The organism is Methylobacterium sp. Leaf100, from assembly GCF_001422845.1.
Taxonomy (GTDB): domain Bacteria; phylum Pseudomonadota; class Alphaproteobacteria; order Rhizobiales; family Beijerinckiaceae; genus Methylobacterium.
This window is the reverse complement of the sequence record NZ_LMMW01000012.1, coordinates 536,201-549,759: the sequence shown is the minus strand read 5'-3', so window position 1 is coordinate 549,759 and position 13,559 is coordinate 536,201. Positions and strand designations below refer to the sequence as shown.

The following is a 13,559-nucleotide window of genomic DNA, read 5'->3' as shown; positions in this document are numbered from 1 at the left end:
CGCGCAACTTCAGGCGTCGGAGCTGGCGAACCCGGGCCAACCCTTCGAAGGCCGCCTCAGGACTGACGCTCGTCCTCGTCGCGCAACGAGGTCTCGGAGCGATGCAGGCGGCTGAGGAGCACGAGCATGGGCCCCGGCACCGGCGCGGTCAGCGCCTCGGCGTCGAGAATCCCCGCGCGTCCGCGGGCGAGGCGCCTGCGGGACTTGGACATTTCCGCCATGACCACCGGCGTTCGCGCGCCGGTTCTCTTGATTTTCATACGCACACGGGCACCCGCGATGATCGAAGCGACTCCGGGAAGCGAGGACAAACGCGGAACTTCCGCCCCCGTTCCGTAAGATTTTCGCGACAGTGGCGACGCATCGCCCGGGATGTTAGAGCCCTCGTCCATGCTCGAAGGCCTTCCCCCCCACCGCCCGACCCACGTGCTCCGGCTCCTCACGGACGAGGGGGCGGCCAAGGCGATGACCGACCTGCTGGGCGAGATGTTCGACCCGACGCAGACGGCGGTGGCCGCCTTCGAGGCGGAGGACGGCCGGACCTGGCGCCTGGAGGCGTATTTCGCCGACGCGCCCGACGAGGCGTGGGTCCGCGACCTCATCCGGCCCGTGGTCGGCGACCAGGCCGATGCGGCGACCTTCGAGACCATCGACCAGCAGGACTGGGTCCGTGCCTCCCTCGAGGGGCTCAACCCCGTGCGGGCCGGGCGCTTCCTCGTCCACGGTAGCCACGACCGCGACACCGTGCGGGTCAACGATCTCGCCATCGAGATCGAGGCGGCGCTGGCCTTCGGCACCGGCCACCACGGCACGACGCTGGGCTGCCTGCGGGCGCTGGCCGACGTGCTGAAGCGCGGCCGCCCGGCCCACGTCCTCGATGTCGGCACCGGCACCGGCATCCTGGCCTTCGCGGCGGCCAAAGCCCTGCACACCCCGGTCATCGCCGGCGACCTCGACCCCGAGGCGGTGACGACGGCCATCGGCAACGCCCGCCTCAACGGATTGGGCCCGACGCTCCGGCTCTACCAGGGCCCGGGCGTGCGCCACGCGCTCGCCCGCCGGCCGCGCCGGTTCGACGTGGTGTTCGCCAACATCCTGGCGCGCCCGCTGAAGGGCCTCGCGCCCTCGCTCACGGCGGTGGTGGCGGATCGCGGCGTGCTCATCCTCTCGGGCCTCATCGAGCGCGACGTGCCGGGCGTGCTCTCGACCTACCGCCACCGCGGCTTCCATCTCGCCCGCCACGGCCTCATCGAGGGCTGGGCCACCCTGGTGCTCAAGCGCGGCGGCGCCGCACCCCGGCCCCTGCGCGGATGGTTGCCGCACTGAACCGCCCGGCGTAACCCTGGCCGCATGACGCGCGTCCGCTTCCAGACCTTCGACGATCCGAGTCACCGCGCGGGCGCCGCACGCATCGCGGCCCTGCGAACAATCCTGGCGGCGGAGGGGCTCGACGGGTTCGTGGTGCCCCGCGCCGATGAGCACCAGTCGGAATACGTGCCGCCCGGGGCCGAGCGCCTCGCCTGGCTCACGGGCTTCACCGGCTCGGCGGGTACGGCGGTGATCCTGACGGACACCGCCGCCTTGGTGGTGGACGGGCGCTACACCCTCCAGGCTCCGGCCCAGGTCGACACCGCCGTCATCACCCCGGTCCAACTCGCCGAGACGAATGTCGAGGCGTGGATCGGCGCTCATCTCACGCGCGGCCAGGTGCTGGGCTACGATCCATGGCTGCACACGCCGGACGGTGTCGCCCGCCTGGCGCGGGTCGCCGAAAAGGTCGGGGCGACCCTGCGCGCCGTCGCCGCCAACCCCGTCGATGCCGTATGGGCCGACCGACCCGGCGCGCCCGCCGGCCCCGTGGTGCCTCATCCCCTCGCGCTCGCCGGCGAGGCGATCCCCGAGAAACTCGTCCGCATCCGCGCGGCCCTCGCTAAGGCCGCGTGCGCCGCCCTGGTGATCTCCGATCCGCACAACCTTGCCTGGGCGTTCAACCTGCGCGGCGCCGACGTGGCGCACACGCCCCTGGCGCTCGGCTACGCGATCCTGCCCCTGGAGGGCCGCCCGACCCTGTTCCTCGCTTCGCCCGACATCGCCCCCGCCTTGCGGGCGGCGCTGGCGCCGGTCGCCGACCTCCGGCCCCGCTCGGCGTTCGAGACCGCCCTCGACGGGCTCGCGAAGGGCCGGACGATCCGCCTCGACGCCGCCACGGCGGCCATCGCCCTGAAAGTTCGGATCGAGGCTGCCGGCGGCGTGGCCGAGACCGGCCCGGACCCGATCACCGCCCTGAAGGCGGTGAAGAACGAAGCCGAGATCGCCGGCACCCGCGCCGCCCATCTTCGCGATGGCGTCGCGGTGGTCCGCTTCCTCGCCTGGCTCGATGGGGCGAAGGGCTTGACCGAGATCGCCGCCGTGGAGGCCCTGGAGGATTTTCGCAGCGAGGGCGGCCTGCTGCGGGACGTCTCGTTCCCGACCATCTCGGGCAGCGGCCCCAACGGCGCCATCGTGCATTACCGGGTGAGCCGCGAGACCGACCGAAGGGTCCGGCCCGGCGAACTCTTTCTCATCGATTCCGGCGCGCAATACGCCGACGGCACCACGGACATCACCCGCACGGTGGCCGTCGGCCCGCCCACGGACCTCATGCGCGACCGCTTCACCCGGGTGCTCAAGGGCCACATCGCCATCGCGCGGGCGGTGTTTCCCAAGGGCACGACGGGGGCGCAGATCGACGGCTTCGCCCGCGCCGCCCTGTGGGACGCCGGCCTCGACTTCGACCACGGCACCGGCCATGGGGTCGGCGCCTTCCTCTCCGTGCACGAGGGCCCGCAGCGCATCGCCAAGACCGGCACCGTGCCCCTGGAGGCCGGCATGATTCTCTCCAACGAGCCGGGCTATTACCGCGCCGGGGCGTACGGCATCCGCCTGGAGAACCTCGTCCTCGTCGAGCCGCGCGCCATCCCCGGGGGCGAGCGCCCGATGCTCGGCTTCGAGACCCTGACCCTGGCGCCGTTCGACCGCCGCCTCGTCGCCGTGGACCTCCTCGGCCCGGCCGAGCACGCCTGGATCGACGCCTATCACGCCCGGGTCCGCGACGCCCTCGGCCCCCACCTCGACGCCCCGACGCGGGCCTGGCTCGACGCGGCCACCCGCCCCCTCGCCTGACCCCGCGCGGTTGACACCCGCCCGGCCTTCGCCAACACCCCGCACCGCACCGGGTCCCCAAAACCCCGGCGCCCGCGATTGGGATGGACCTTGAGACCGATGACGGTGATGCGCTCCTACCTGGACTTCGAGAAGCCCGTCGCCGAACTCGAGGCGAAGGTCGAGGAACTGAAGGCGGTGGGCGCCCGCGACGGCGCCGTGTCCATCACCGAGGAGGTCGGGCGTCTCGAAGCCAAGGCCGCCTCCGCCCTGTCGGACATCTACGCCTCGCTCACCCCGTGGCAGAAGACCCAGGTGGCCCGCCATCCGCAGCGGCCGCATTTCGTCGATTACTGCGCCGATCTCATCACTGAGTTCACGCCGCTCGCCGGGGACCGTGCCTTCGGCGAGGACGCCGCCATCGTGGCCGGGTTCGGTCGATTCCGGGGCCGGTCCGTCTGCGTCATCGGCCAGGAGAAGGGCCACTCGACCGAGACGCGCCTGCACCACAATTTCGGAATGGCGAAGCCCGAGGGCTACCGCAAGGCCGTGCGTCTGATGGAGATGGCCGACCGGTTCGGCCTGCCGGTCCTCGCCTTCATCGACACGGCGGGCGCGTTCCCCGGCATCGAGGCCGAGGAGCGCGGCCAGGCCGAGGCCATCGCCCGCTCCACGGAAGCCTGCCTCGGGCTCGGCGTCCCCAACCTCGCCCTCGTCATCGGCGAGGGCGGCTCCGGCGGCGCCATCGCCCTCGCCACCGCCAACCGCGTGCTGATGATGGAGCATGCGATCTACGGCGTGATCTCGCCCGAGGGCGCCGCCTCGATCCTGTGGCGCGACCAGGGCCGGGCGGCGGACGCCGCCACCGCCATGAAGATCACCGCGCAGGACCTGCTGCGCCTCGGCATCATCGACACCATCGTGCCCGAGGCCACGGGCGGCGCCCATCGCGGCCGCGCCGCCGCCACCGCCGCCGCCGGACAGGCGATAGCCAGCGCGCTCACCGAATTCGACGGCCTGTCGCCGGACGAGATCCGCGACCGCCGCGCGGTCAAGTTCCTGGAGATCGGCCGGAAGCTGTAGCCGACCGGGGAACGATACGGGCGCTGGACGTTTTGTCGCAGGTTCGTGGCAGGAACCTTTTAACGTTTATTCGGACGGGCCGTGCGGGAGCGCACATGCGTCGGATGGTGGACGACGCCGCGACCACGATGAAAAGTCGTTCCGCACCAAGGGCTTCGCGTACGGTTTGTTGGGCCCCGGAGCGGGGTTCCGCGGGTCCGTCGAACCATGCCCGGGATTCACAGGCTCCCTCGGCCGCCGCTGCCATCGCCTTGCGGTAACAAGAGGGTAAGTTTAACGGAGCTATTGGGTTGGGGAGTGGCGTCCGACGGGAGAATCCCGCGGACGCGTGACTTTTGAGAACGGGGTTCCCCATGGCTGTGCGCCCGTCGGCGTTGCGCCCGTCCGTGATCGCTGCCCTCGCCGCGCTCACGATCTCGCTTGGCGCCTGCCAGGACGGCTCGACGGGCGGCGGCGTTCCCCTGCGCGCCCTCGCGCCCGTGCCGCCCAAGACCCTCGCGCTCATGACCCAGAAGGGCATGGCCGAGAACGACCCCATCCTCATCCGCGCCTACAAGAAGGAAGCGGAGATGGAGGTGTGGAAGCGCGGCACCAACGGCCAGTACGCGCTCCTGAAGACGTTCCCGATCTGCCGCTGGTCGGGCCAACTCGGCCCCAAGACCAAGCAGGGCGACCGCCAGGCGCCGGAGGGCTTCTACACGGTGACTCCGGGGCAGATGAACCCGAACTCGTCGTATTACCTTTCGTTCGACACCGGGTACCCCAACGCCTACGATCGGGCCAACGGCCGCACGGGCAACTACATCATGGTCCACGGCACCTGCTCGTCGGCGGGCTGCTTTGCCATGACCGACGAATCCATGGGCGAGATCTATGCGCTGGCGCGCGATTCCTTCGCCGGGGGCCAGCGGGCGTTCCAGTTCCAGTCCTATCCGTTCCGGATGACGGCGGCGAACGTCGCGAAGTTCCGCAACGACCCCAACGCACCGTTCTGGAAGAACCTCAAGGAGGGCTCCGATTACTTCGAGGCCCTGCGCGAGGAGCCGAAGGTCGGCCTGTGCGGCGCCCGCTACGTGTTCGGCGGCTCGGACGCGGCCGCCGGCTCGTGCACCCCGCGGGTCGACCCGCAGGTCGCCGAGAAGCGCGACCGCGACAACCGCGAGATCGCCGAACTCGTCGCCAAGGGCACGCCCGCCACCCGCGTGGTCTACGAGGACGGCAGCCAGAACCCGGTGTTCCGGCCGCAGCCGCCGGCCAACACCCTGGCCTTCGCCAACCTGGTGAAGCCCGAGGAGCCGGAGCAGCCCTACGATCCGAAGGACTACGCCCGCCACCACCTCGGCGAAGTCAGCCGGCCCGAGACCATCGCGGGCGCCCGCGAGATCGAGGTCGACGCCAAGGGCCGTCCGGTGATGCTCGCCAGCGCCGAGGCGCCGATTCCTACCAAGGCCGCGGCCGCGCAGGCCGCCGCCAAGGCCGGCAAGACCAAGCCGGGTGTGTCGAGCCCCACCCTGATGGCGAAGGCCGAACCCGCCGCCGAGCCGGCCCCGGCAAAACCCGCCCGCGTGATGGTGGCCGACGCCGACGGCGATCCGGCCGCCTACAAGAAGCTGCTCGGCAACCTGTTCAGCAACGGTCCCGCTCCGGCGACCCCGGCCGCCGACGCGGCGACGATCCCGCCCGCCGTCGCGGCCGATCCGGCGCCGGCCAAGCTCACTCCGAAGGCCCCGGCGAAGGTTGCCCATGCCGGGCAGATCCATGCGGCGGCGAACCCGCCGGCGAAACCTAAGCCCGCCACGATCGTCACCGCCGAGGAGAAGGCGGCGAAGTCGCCCACGAAGACCACCGGCTCCATCACCAGGAACGCCGCCGCGAAGGATTGAGCGGACGCGCTCCGGAAGAGGGATCTCCCGGATCGATACCGATGTCATGCCGTTGCACGGCCCCGGGATGACACGGCATCGGTCGGGCCCTGACGGCGCGATGCGGCAGAGGCCGTCGCCTCGTCTCACCTGGGAGCACGAAATCGGGCCTCGCCGAACACACATCCTATCCCGAACGAAAAAAGGGCCCCGCGAGGGGCCCTTTCCGATTCGATCGCGCGCGGCGATCGATTACATGCGGCGCATCATCCGGCGATGCATCATCTTGCGATGCATGTGGCGGCGCTCCATACGGCGCTCCATCCGGTTGCGCATCATGCGGCGTTCCATACGACGCTCCATGCGGGTCATCTGCACGGTGGACACGGTCTCGGGGGCGGTGACGCCCATCGGCGCGCCGGGCGCGGCCGAAGCGGAGGTGGCGAGGCTGGCACCGCCGAGCGAAGCGAGCACGGCGATGGCGAAGGTCAGTTTCCTCACGTGGAACTCCCGTTGTGTTCTTGTCCGAGTGCGGCACCCGGTCTGCACGTCCGGCCCTTGCGGGTGAAGGACACGTGGCGCGCACCGGAGTGAGCGGCGGGCTCCGCGATGCCCGCCGATGATAACCCACGAGTCAGAGATTCGTTTCCTCGAAAGCCCGCACCCAATCAGCACAAATTCCCGAGCGCACGATATCGTCGAGGGTAAATTCCACCACGGGGATCGGCATCATCCGGCTTTTGATGAGGTGGATCACCGTGCGCAGGCCCGAAGTCTCGCGCAGATCCGTCTGCGACACGTCGCCGTTGATGATCACCTGGCAATCATCTCCGATGCGGGTGAGGAACATCTTGATCTCGGCCGTGGTGGTGTTCTGCGCCTCGTCGAGGATCACGAGGCAGTTCTTGAAGGTGCGCCCGCGCATCACCTCGAACGGCACCACCTCGATGTCGCCGGTCTTCACCGCGATGTCGAAGGCGGCCGCGCCCATGCGTTCCTTCATGGTCTCGGTCAGCGGCGCGACCCAGGGGGCGATCTTCTCCTCCAGGGTGCCGGGGAAGTACCCGAGCGAGCGGCCCGACGGCACGTTGGGGCGGGTGATGATCACCTTGCCGATCCGGCGCTGGCGGAGCTGGTCCGCCGCCCGGGTGCCGGCGATGAAGGTCTTGCCGGTGCCGGCGGGGCCGAGCACGATCACCTGCTTGTGAAGGGCCAGGGCGTCGAGATACTGGGCCTGGCGGTCGGTCAGGGGCTGGATCGGGCTGAGGTTGCGTTCCTCGTCGAAGCGGGTCCGGTGCAACCGGACGGGGCGATCTTCCACAAGTTCAAGTCGTGTGCGCCGTCTCTTCATCGATCAATACTCCACCTGGACTTGGCCAACCGGACTCAATCTGAACTGCACCTGTTGAACGTGACGCGCCGAACCCTCTTACCGTAATCCTCGTCCTCTCCCTCGACCGGGCACCAGTGTCCGTCACCAGCCAATCCGGCCGCAAGTGGGCGGTTCCCGGCCGGGCGGCCTTGCCTGTGGATGGCGAAGGCGCCCGGTCTTCGTGTCTCTCGCAAAACTCCCGCTGCACCGGTGCGTCCACGGTTTAGAACCAGCGGCGATCGGGAGTTGTGTGAGGCACGCTTCGTCCGCCCATCGATCGTTGCATGCACCATGCCGCACTGGAAGCGACGGCGGCATGACGGTCGAATATTCTCGACCATTGATGTAGAAAGTCCGCATGATTTCGGACTTGGGCGCGCGGAGAGAAGTTTTCTCGCGGGCCGGCGAATCTCGTCCCCGCCTCACCCACGACCTCATCCTGAGGTGCCGGAGCGAAGCGGAGGCCTCGAAGGAGGGCTCCAGGACCCAGTGCGCTCTTTGGAGCCCTCCTTCGAGGCCGCTGACGCGGCACCTCAGGATGAGGTCGTGGGTGGGAAAGCGGGCCTTCCAGCCACAAGCCCGCTCACGCCGCTTGAATAAAGCTGTCCAGCACCATCTTCTGCCCGGCCTTGTCGAAATCGACGGTGAGCTTGTTCCCGTCGACTGCAGCGACGTCGCCGGGGCCGAACTTGGTGTGGAACACCCGCATGCCCACGGAGAAGGCCGAGGGGGCGCCGGTGGATTTCGCGATGAGTTCGCCCTCGATCTGGCGTGGGCCAGACCCGCGGTTGGCCGGATTGCGCGCGGGCGTGCTTCCGAAATTGCCGGTGTTGGCGGTCGCGGCCTGCGCCCGCTGCCAGCCCGGGGTGCCGTAGGACGAGCCGAACGGCGTCGGGTTGCGGTCGAAGCGCGAGGCGCCGGCAGAGAAATGCGCGGGGGCGTCGATGACGTCGACGCTGCCGGGCGGCAATTCGTCGATGAACCGGCTCGGCACCGTGGAGGACCACAGGCCGTGGATGCGCCGGTTGACGGCGAAGGACAGCTTGGCGCGCTTGCGGGCCCGGGTCAGGCCCACATGGGCCAGCCGACGCTCCTCCTCCAATCCGGCCCGGCCGCTCTCGTCCAGCGCCCGCTGGTTCGGGAACAGGCCGTCCTCCCAGCCGGGGAGGAACACCGTGTCGAACTCGAGGCCCTTGGCGGCGTGGAGCGTCATGAGGGACACCCGGTCGGCGCCCTCCTGCTCGCTCGCCTCCATCACCAGGGAGACGTGTTCGAGGAAGGCGGCCATGTCGGGAAATTCCTCCATGGAGCGCACGAACTCCTTGAGGTTCTCCAGGCGCCCGGCCGCGTCGGCGGATTTGTCCTTCTGCCACATCTCGGTGTAGCCGGATTCCTCCAGGATGGTCTGGGCCACCTCCGAATGCGGCTTGGTGCCGACCATCCGGGCCCACCGCGAAAAGCTTTCCACCAGGGCGCGCACCCCGGAGCGGGCGCGCGGCTTCAGCTCGTCGGTCTCCGTGAGGAGCCGCGCAGCCTGCAGCAGGGGCACGCCCTGGGACCGCGAATACCCGTGCAGGATCTGCAGGGTCGCGTCGCCCAAGCCCCGCTTCGGGGTGTTGAAGATCCGCTCGAAGGCGAGGTCGTCGGACGGGTTCTGGGTGACGCGCAGGTAGGCCAGGGCGTCGCGGATCTCGGCGCGCTCGTAGAAGCGCGGGCCGCCGACGACCCGGTAGGGGAGCCCCAACTGGACGAAGCGGTCCTCGATCTCACGCATCTGCGCCGAGATCCGCACCAGCACGGCGATCTCGGAGAGGGGGTGCTGCTTGGCCTGGAGCGATTCGATGGCCTCGGAGAGCTGGCGGGCCTCCTCTTCCGAATCCCAGGCGCCCGCCACCGTCACCTTCTCGCCCGGCACGTCCTCCGTGCGCAGGGTCTTGCCGAGGCGCCCCTCGTTCTTGGCGATGAGCCCGGACGCGGCGGCGAGGATGTGGCCGGTGGAGCGGTAGTTGCGCTCCAGGCGTACCACGGTGGCACCCGGAAAGTCGTGCTCGAACCGCAGGATGTTGTCGACCTCGGCGCCGCGCCAGCCGTAGATCGACTGGTCGTCGTCGCCGACGCACGCGACGTTGCGGTGGCCCTGCGCCAGCAGGCGCAGCCACAGGTACTGGGCGACGTTGGTGTCCTGGTACTCGTCCACCAGAATGTAGCGGAAGCGTTGCTGGTAGTTCTCCAGCACGTCCGGGTTCTCGCGCCACAGCTTGAGGCAGAGCAGCAGGAGGTCGCCGAAATCGGCGGCGTTGAGGGTCAGCAGGCGGGCCTGGTAGGCGGTGTAGAGCGCGCCGCCCTTGCCGAAGGCGAACGCGCCCGCCTCGCCCGGCGGCACCTGCTCGGGCAGGAGGCCGCGGTTCTTCCAGCCGTCGATGGCCGAGGCGAGGGCGCGGGCGGGCCAGCGCTTCTCGTCGATGTTCTGGTCGACGATCACCTGCTTCATCAGCCGCAGCTGGTCGTCCATGCCCAGGATCGTGAAGTCCGAGCGCAGGCCGACGAGTTCGGCGTGGCGTCGTAAAATCTTGGTGCCGATGGAGTGGAAGGTGCCGAGCCACGGCATGCCCTCGCCCGCCGGGCCGATGAGCGCGCCGATGCGGTGCTTCATCTCGCGCGCCGCCTTGTTGGTGAAGGTCACCGACAGGATGTCGAAGGGGCGCGCCTTGGCCGTCGCGATGAGGTGGGCGATGCGGGTGGTGAGCACCCGGGTCTTGCCCGTGCCGGCGCCGGCGAGCACGAGGACGGGGCCGTCCGTCGCCTCGACGGCGCGGCGCTGCTCGTCGTTCAGGCCCTCCAGGTAGGGCGAGCCCTGCGGCCTGAGGGAGGCCATGGCGCGGGCGGCGATGGAGGTGGGCGCGTCGGAAGCGGGCACCGGCCGCGAGGCCCCCGCCGTGTCGGGGTGTTGATTCATGCCGCATCCCTGGACCAAAACGCGAACGGCGTCGAGGGCGGGCGGCAAAGCGCCCGTGGGGGAACCCGGCTTTCGCCCCGCGCGTCGTCACGGCAGAACCCCATCACCCCACAGGGAGGCTTCGCCATGACCGCGTCACCCCGAATCACGACCACCCGCACCCTGGCGGCCCTCGCCCTCCTGGCGGCGGGCGCCGGACCGGCCCTGGCCCAATCCTCGGGCAATCCCAACACCCTCAACAACATGAACGAGCGGCTCTCGACCCAGAGCCAGATCCGCGGGATCCAGAACCAGCAGCAATTCGACAACAGCCAGAACCGGATGCAGATTCAGCGCAACGAGCTGTTCCGCCCGGAGCCGAGCGCGGGACCGGCCATCATCGCGCCCCGCCGCTAGGCGCGGGGACCTTTCGGGAGAGGTTGCTTTCGGGAAGCGGGCGCAGCGGGGGAGGGCCTCGTCGAGCGCCTCGCTTCCGGGCGCGCTTCGCCCTACATCGCTCCCCCATGACCGATTTCACCCTCGACCCGCGTCTCGCCGCCGACACGGTCCATGCCGGCGACCTCGCCCTGTGCCGCGTGCTGCTGATGGACGATGCCCGTTTCCCGTGGCTGATCCTCGTGCCGCGCCGCCCCGACGCAAGCGAGATCACCGATCTCGGCGCGGACGACGCGCACGCCCTCATGGACGAGATGCGTCTGGCGACGGGCGTGATGCTGGCGCTCGCCAAGCCCGACAAGGTCAACGTCGCCGCACTCGGCAACGTCGTGCCCCAGCTCCACGTCCACGTCATCGGGCGCTTCCTGTCCGACCCGGCCTGGCCGCGCCCGGTCTGGGGGGTGGGCGAGGCCCGGCCCTATCCGCACCATGCCCGCGCCCAGATGATCGAGCGCATCGGCGCCCTGTTCGCGGCGGCCTGAGGGTGACGGACCCCCTCGCCGGTCTCGGCTACGTCCACAACCGCCTCGTGCGCCATTCGGCCGAGAGCGACGCCGCCGTGCCGCTCCTGACCGCGCCCGGCGCCTGCCTCGTCGCCATGGCGGGCGAGCGGATCGTGCTCGCGAACGGCTCCGCTCTGCTCGATCCGGAGCGCATCGCCGCGCCCGGCCCGACCCTGTTCCTCGGCCGCCTCGACGGGGCGCCGGTCTTCGCCGCCGCCCTGGCGCCGGAGCGCGCGGAGGCGTTCGACGCCGAACCCGATCTCGCCACGAACGATCTGCGCAGCCTCGCCGCCGAGGGATCCGTCGCGCCTCACGAACTCGGGCTCGTCGCCACGGCGAAATCGCTTCTGGCCTGGCACGCGCGGAACCGATTCTGCGCCAATTGCGGTGCCCGGACCGAGCTCGCCGCCGGCGGCTACCGGCGCGATTGCGGGTCTTGCGACACCCACCACTTCCCGCGCACGGACCCGGTGGTGATCATGCTGATCACGCGGGGGGATCGCTGCCTGCTCGGCCGCTCGCCCCGGTTCAAGGAAGCGATGTATTCCTGCCTCGCGGGCTTTCTGGAGCCCGGCGAGACCATCGAGGCGGCCGTGCGGCGCGAGACCTTCGAGGAAGTCGGGATTCGCGTCGGCGCGGTGACGTACCACGCGTCCCAGCCGTGGCCGTTCCCCGCCTCCCTGATGATCGGCTGCGTCGCCGAGGCCCTCGACGAGGCGATCACCCTCGATCCCGTCGAGCTCACCGACGCCCGCTGGCTCACCCGGGACGACATGTCGGCGATGATCGCGGGGACGCACCCGGAAGGCCTCACCGTGCCGCCGCCCATGGCCATCGCGCACCTGCTCATGCGCGCCTTCGTGGATGGGACCGCCTGAGGGCGGGCCCCGACGCCCGCCCGCGAACCCTTGCGGACCTCGTGGGTTGTGCCTGCTTGAGGCCGCCGCCCCCGGCGGCCCACGAGTCTGGAACACGCCCATGGACATCGCCGTCGACACCGTCACCGAGATCATCCTGCGCCTGCGCGCCGTCGAGGTGAAGGAGGGCCCGACGGACCCGGATTCCGGCTCCAACGCCATCGACGACGGCGCCACGGACATCCTCACCTCGGGCACCGACGACGCCACCGAGGAGGAGGTCCGGTCGATGATCGGGGCGCTCAACGACGACGAGCGCGCCGACCTCCTCGCCCTGGTCTATGTCGGGCGCGGCGACATGGAGGCCGAGGAATGGGGCGACGCCGTGCGCTTCGCCCGCGAGCGCGAATCAGTCGGCGAGGGCGCCGCCCGCGAACTCCTCGGCACCCCCAACGCCGCCGATCTCCTCGCGGAGGGCATGGCCAACCTCGGCATCACCCCGGACCTGCCGCAGGCCTGACCTGCCCCTCACAACCACCGCTCCCAAGCGCCCCGCCGGTCACGCCGGCGGGGCGTTTTTTCGTTCGGACGGAGGCCGGTACGGTCAGGCTTCTTTCGCCTGCGGTGCAACTATCCACACCGTTAACCCTTTATTAACCCGGCGATTGCCGCGCTCGGGCCGCCGTGAGACCTTTCGTTAACAGAAGATTAACGGGAACGGGCCGGCCATGCGGATCGCGATTTCGAAGTGCCTGGAAGCGGTTACGGGCAGCAGCCTCGGCCGTGCCTCGCTTCTGGCCGGTCTTCTCGGTGGTCTTCTCGCCGCCCCCGTGGCCGCCCCGGCCCAGACCTTCGCCTCCCTGCCCGCCACCCCGAGCGTCATCGCCAGCGGCCCCGCCGCCAAGCCCATCGCCGCCTGGGTCGCCTTCTGCGAGAGCTACGCCGCCGAGTGCGCCGTCGACCGCACGGAGCCCGCCACCATCGCGCTCGACGCGGCGACCTGGAACACCATCGTGTCCGTCAATCGCCGGGTGAACAAGGCCATCCGGGCCGTCACCGACATGGACCACCTCCACGTCGCAGACCGCTGGGATCTGGCGGAGGACGGCTCGCCGGCCTGCCGCGCCGGGCCATGCGGATGACCGTGGTCATCGACGAGAAGGGCGAGGGCCACGCGGTGCTCACCCTGATCACCGACCGGGGCGACTTCATCCTCGACAACAAGACCAACGCGGTCCAGTCCTGGCGCCAGACCGGCTACACCTTCATCAAGCGCGAGAGCCAGGACACCCAGGCCTGGGTCTCCCTCGGCCGGGCCACCTCGCCGGTCACCACCGCCAACCGCTGATC

12 protein-coding genes and 1 pseudogene are annotated in these 13,559 nt (G+C 70.2%); 9 read left to right on the top strand and 4 right to left on the bottom strand.

Going from position 1 to position 13,559, the window contains the following annotated elements; all coding sequences use genetic code 11:
* Positions 1-56: 56 nt before the first annotated feature.
* Positions 57-212 carry a hypothetical protein gene (locus ASF25_RS10530; protein ID WP_244472972.1) on the bottom strand — a complete coding sequence of 52 codons (156 nt, stop codon included), beginning with the start codon at positions 210-212 and terminating at the stop codon, positions 57-59.
* A 178-nt stretch (positions 213-390) separates the two neighbouring features.
* Between ASF25_RS10530 and ASF25_RS10525 the strand changes: the two genes are divergently transcribed.
* The 4 genes from ASF25_RS10525 (at position 391) to ASF25_RS10510 (ending at position 6,107) form a co-directional block, all read left to right on the top strand.
* Positions 391-1,326, top strand: coding sequence for a 50S ribosomal protein L11 methyltransferase (locus ASF25_RS10525; protein ID WP_056304538.1), 936 nt, complete (start codon positions 391-393; stop codon positions 1,324-1,326).
* A gap of 24 nt (positions 1,327-1,350) precedes the next feature.
* Positions 1,351-3,162, top strand: a complete 1,812-nt coding sequence (locus ASF25_RS10520) for an aminopeptidase P family protein (protein WP_056304537.1) — start codon at positions 1,351-1,353, stop codon at positions 3,160-3,162.
* 108 nt (positions 3,163-3,270) lie between these two features.
* Positions 3,271-4,224, top strand: coding sequence for an acetyl-CoA carboxylase carboxyltransferase subunit alpha (locus ASF25_RS10515; protein WP_200927290.1), 954 nt, complete (start codon positions 3,271-3,273; stop codon positions 4,222-4,224).
* 353 nt (positions 4,225-4,577) lie between these two features.
* A complete protein-coding gene (locus tag ASF25_RS10510) occupies positions 4,578-6,107 on the top strand; it encodes a murein L,D-transpeptidase family protein (RefSeq protein WP_056304535.1) in 1,530 nt (509 codons plus the stop codon).
* Between the two features lie 231 nt (positions 6,108-6,338).
* Here the strand turns inward: ASF25_RS10510 and ASF25_RS10505 are convergent, their stop codons facing one another.
* The 3 genes from ASF25_RS10505 to ASF25_RS10495 form a co-directional block, all read right to left on the bottom strand.
* On the bottom strand, positions 6,339-6,587 hold the full coding sequence (locus ASF25_RS10505; RefSeq protein WP_056170416.1) for a hypothetical protein: 249 nt from the start codon (positions 6,585-6,587) through the stop codon (positions 6,339-6,341).
* A 133-nt stretch (positions 6,588-6,720) separates the two neighbouring features.
* Positions 6,721-7,437, bottom strand: coding sequence for a PhoH family protein (locus ASF25_RS10500; protein WP_056170413.1), 717 nt, complete (start codon positions 7,435-7,437; stop codon positions 6,721-6,723).
* 604 nt (positions 7,438-8,041) lie between these two features.
* Complete coding sequence (locus ASF25_RS10495) at positions 8,042-10,414, bottom strand: UvrD-helicase domain-containing protein (protein ID WP_056304534.1); 2,373 nt, start codon at positions 10,412-10,414, stop codon at positions 8,042-8,044.
* Between the two features lie 126 nt (positions 10,415-10,540).
* Here ASF25_RS10495 and ASF25_RS10490 point away from each other — a divergent pair, with 126 nt between their 5' ends.
* The 5 genes and pseudogenes from ASF25_RS10490 to ASF25_RS10470 all read left to right on the top strand — a co-directional run bounded on the left by ASF25_RS10490 (position 10,541) and on the right by ASF25_RS10470 (position 13,557).
* Positions 10,541-10,810: a hypothetical protein gene (locus tag ASF25_RS10490; RefSeq protein ID WP_056170408.1), complete on the top strand. Its 270-nt coding sequence runs from the start codon at positions 10,541-10,543 to the stop codon at positions 10,808-10,810.
* Positions 10,811-10,917: 107 nt separating this feature from the next.
* Positions 10,918-11,331, top strand: a complete 414-nt coding sequence (locus tag ASF25_RS10485) for an HIT domain-containing protein (RefSeq protein WP_056170403.1) — start codon at positions 10,918-10,920, stop codon at positions 11,329-11,331.
* 2 nt (positions 11,332-11,333) lie between these two features.
* Positions 11,334-12,230 carry an NAD(+) diphosphatase gene (gene nudC, locus ASF25_RS10480; RefSeq protein WP_056304533.1) on the top strand — a complete coding sequence of 299 codons (897 nt, stop codon included), beginning with the start codon at positions 11,334-11,336 and terminating at the stop codon, positions 12,228-12,230.
* 100 nt (positions 12,231-12,330) lie between these two features.
* Positions 12,331-12,729 carry a DUF3775 domain-containing protein gene (locus ASF25_RS10475; protein WP_056170398.1) on the top strand — a complete coding sequence of 133 codons (399 nt, stop codon included), beginning with the start codon at positions 12,331-12,333 and terminating at the stop codon, positions 12,727-12,729.
* Positions 12,730-12,937: 208 nt separating this feature from the next.
* A pseudogene (locus ASF25_RS10470) lies at positions 12,938-13,557 on the top strand (transglutaminase-like cysteine peptidase).
* Positions 13,558-13,559 lie beyond the last annotated feature (2 nt).

Bases quoted from the DNA above. Each gene is read 5' to 3' on its own strand.
- ASF25_RS10530 (WP_244472972.1), bottom strand. From the start codon at position 212: ATGTCCAAGTCCCGCAGGCGCCTCGCCCGCGGACGCGCGGGGATTCTC.
- ASF25_RS10525 (WP_056304538.1), top strand. From the start codon at position 391: ATGCTCGAAGGCCTTCCCCCCCACCGCCCGACCCACGTGCTCCGGCTC.
- ASF25_RS10520 (WP_056304537.1), top strand. From the start codon at position 1,351: ATGACGCGCGTCCGCTTCCAGACCTTCGACGATCCGAGTCACCGCGCG.
- ASF25_RS10515 (WP_200927290.1), top strand. From the start codon at position 3,271: ATGCGCTCCTACCTGGACTTCGAGAAGCCCGTCGCCGAACTCGAGGCG.
- ASF25_RS10510 (WP_056304535.1), top strand. From the start codon at position 4,578: ATGGCTGTGCGCCCGTCGGCGTTGCGCCCGTCCGTGATCGCTGCCCTC.
- ASF25_RS10500 (WP_056170413.1), bottom strand. From the start codon at position 7,437: ATGAAGAGACGGCGCACACGACTTGAACTTGTGGAAGATCGCCCCGTC.
- ASF25_RS10495 (WP_056304534.1), bottom strand. From the start codon at position 10,414: ATGAATCAACACCCCGACACGGCGGGGGCCTCGCGGCCGGTGCCCGCT.
- ASF25_RS10490 (WP_056170408.1), top strand. From the start codon at position 10,541: ATGACCGCGTCACCCCGAATCACGACCACCCGCACCCTGGCGGCCCTC.
- ASF25_RS10485 (WP_056170403.1), top strand. From the start codon at position 10,918: ATGACCGATTTCACCCTCGACCCGCGTCTCGCCGCCGACACGGTCCAT.
- ASF25_RS10475 (WP_056170398.1), top strand. From the start codon at position 12,331: ATGGACATCGCCGTCGACACCGTCACCGAGATCATCCTGCGCCTGCGC.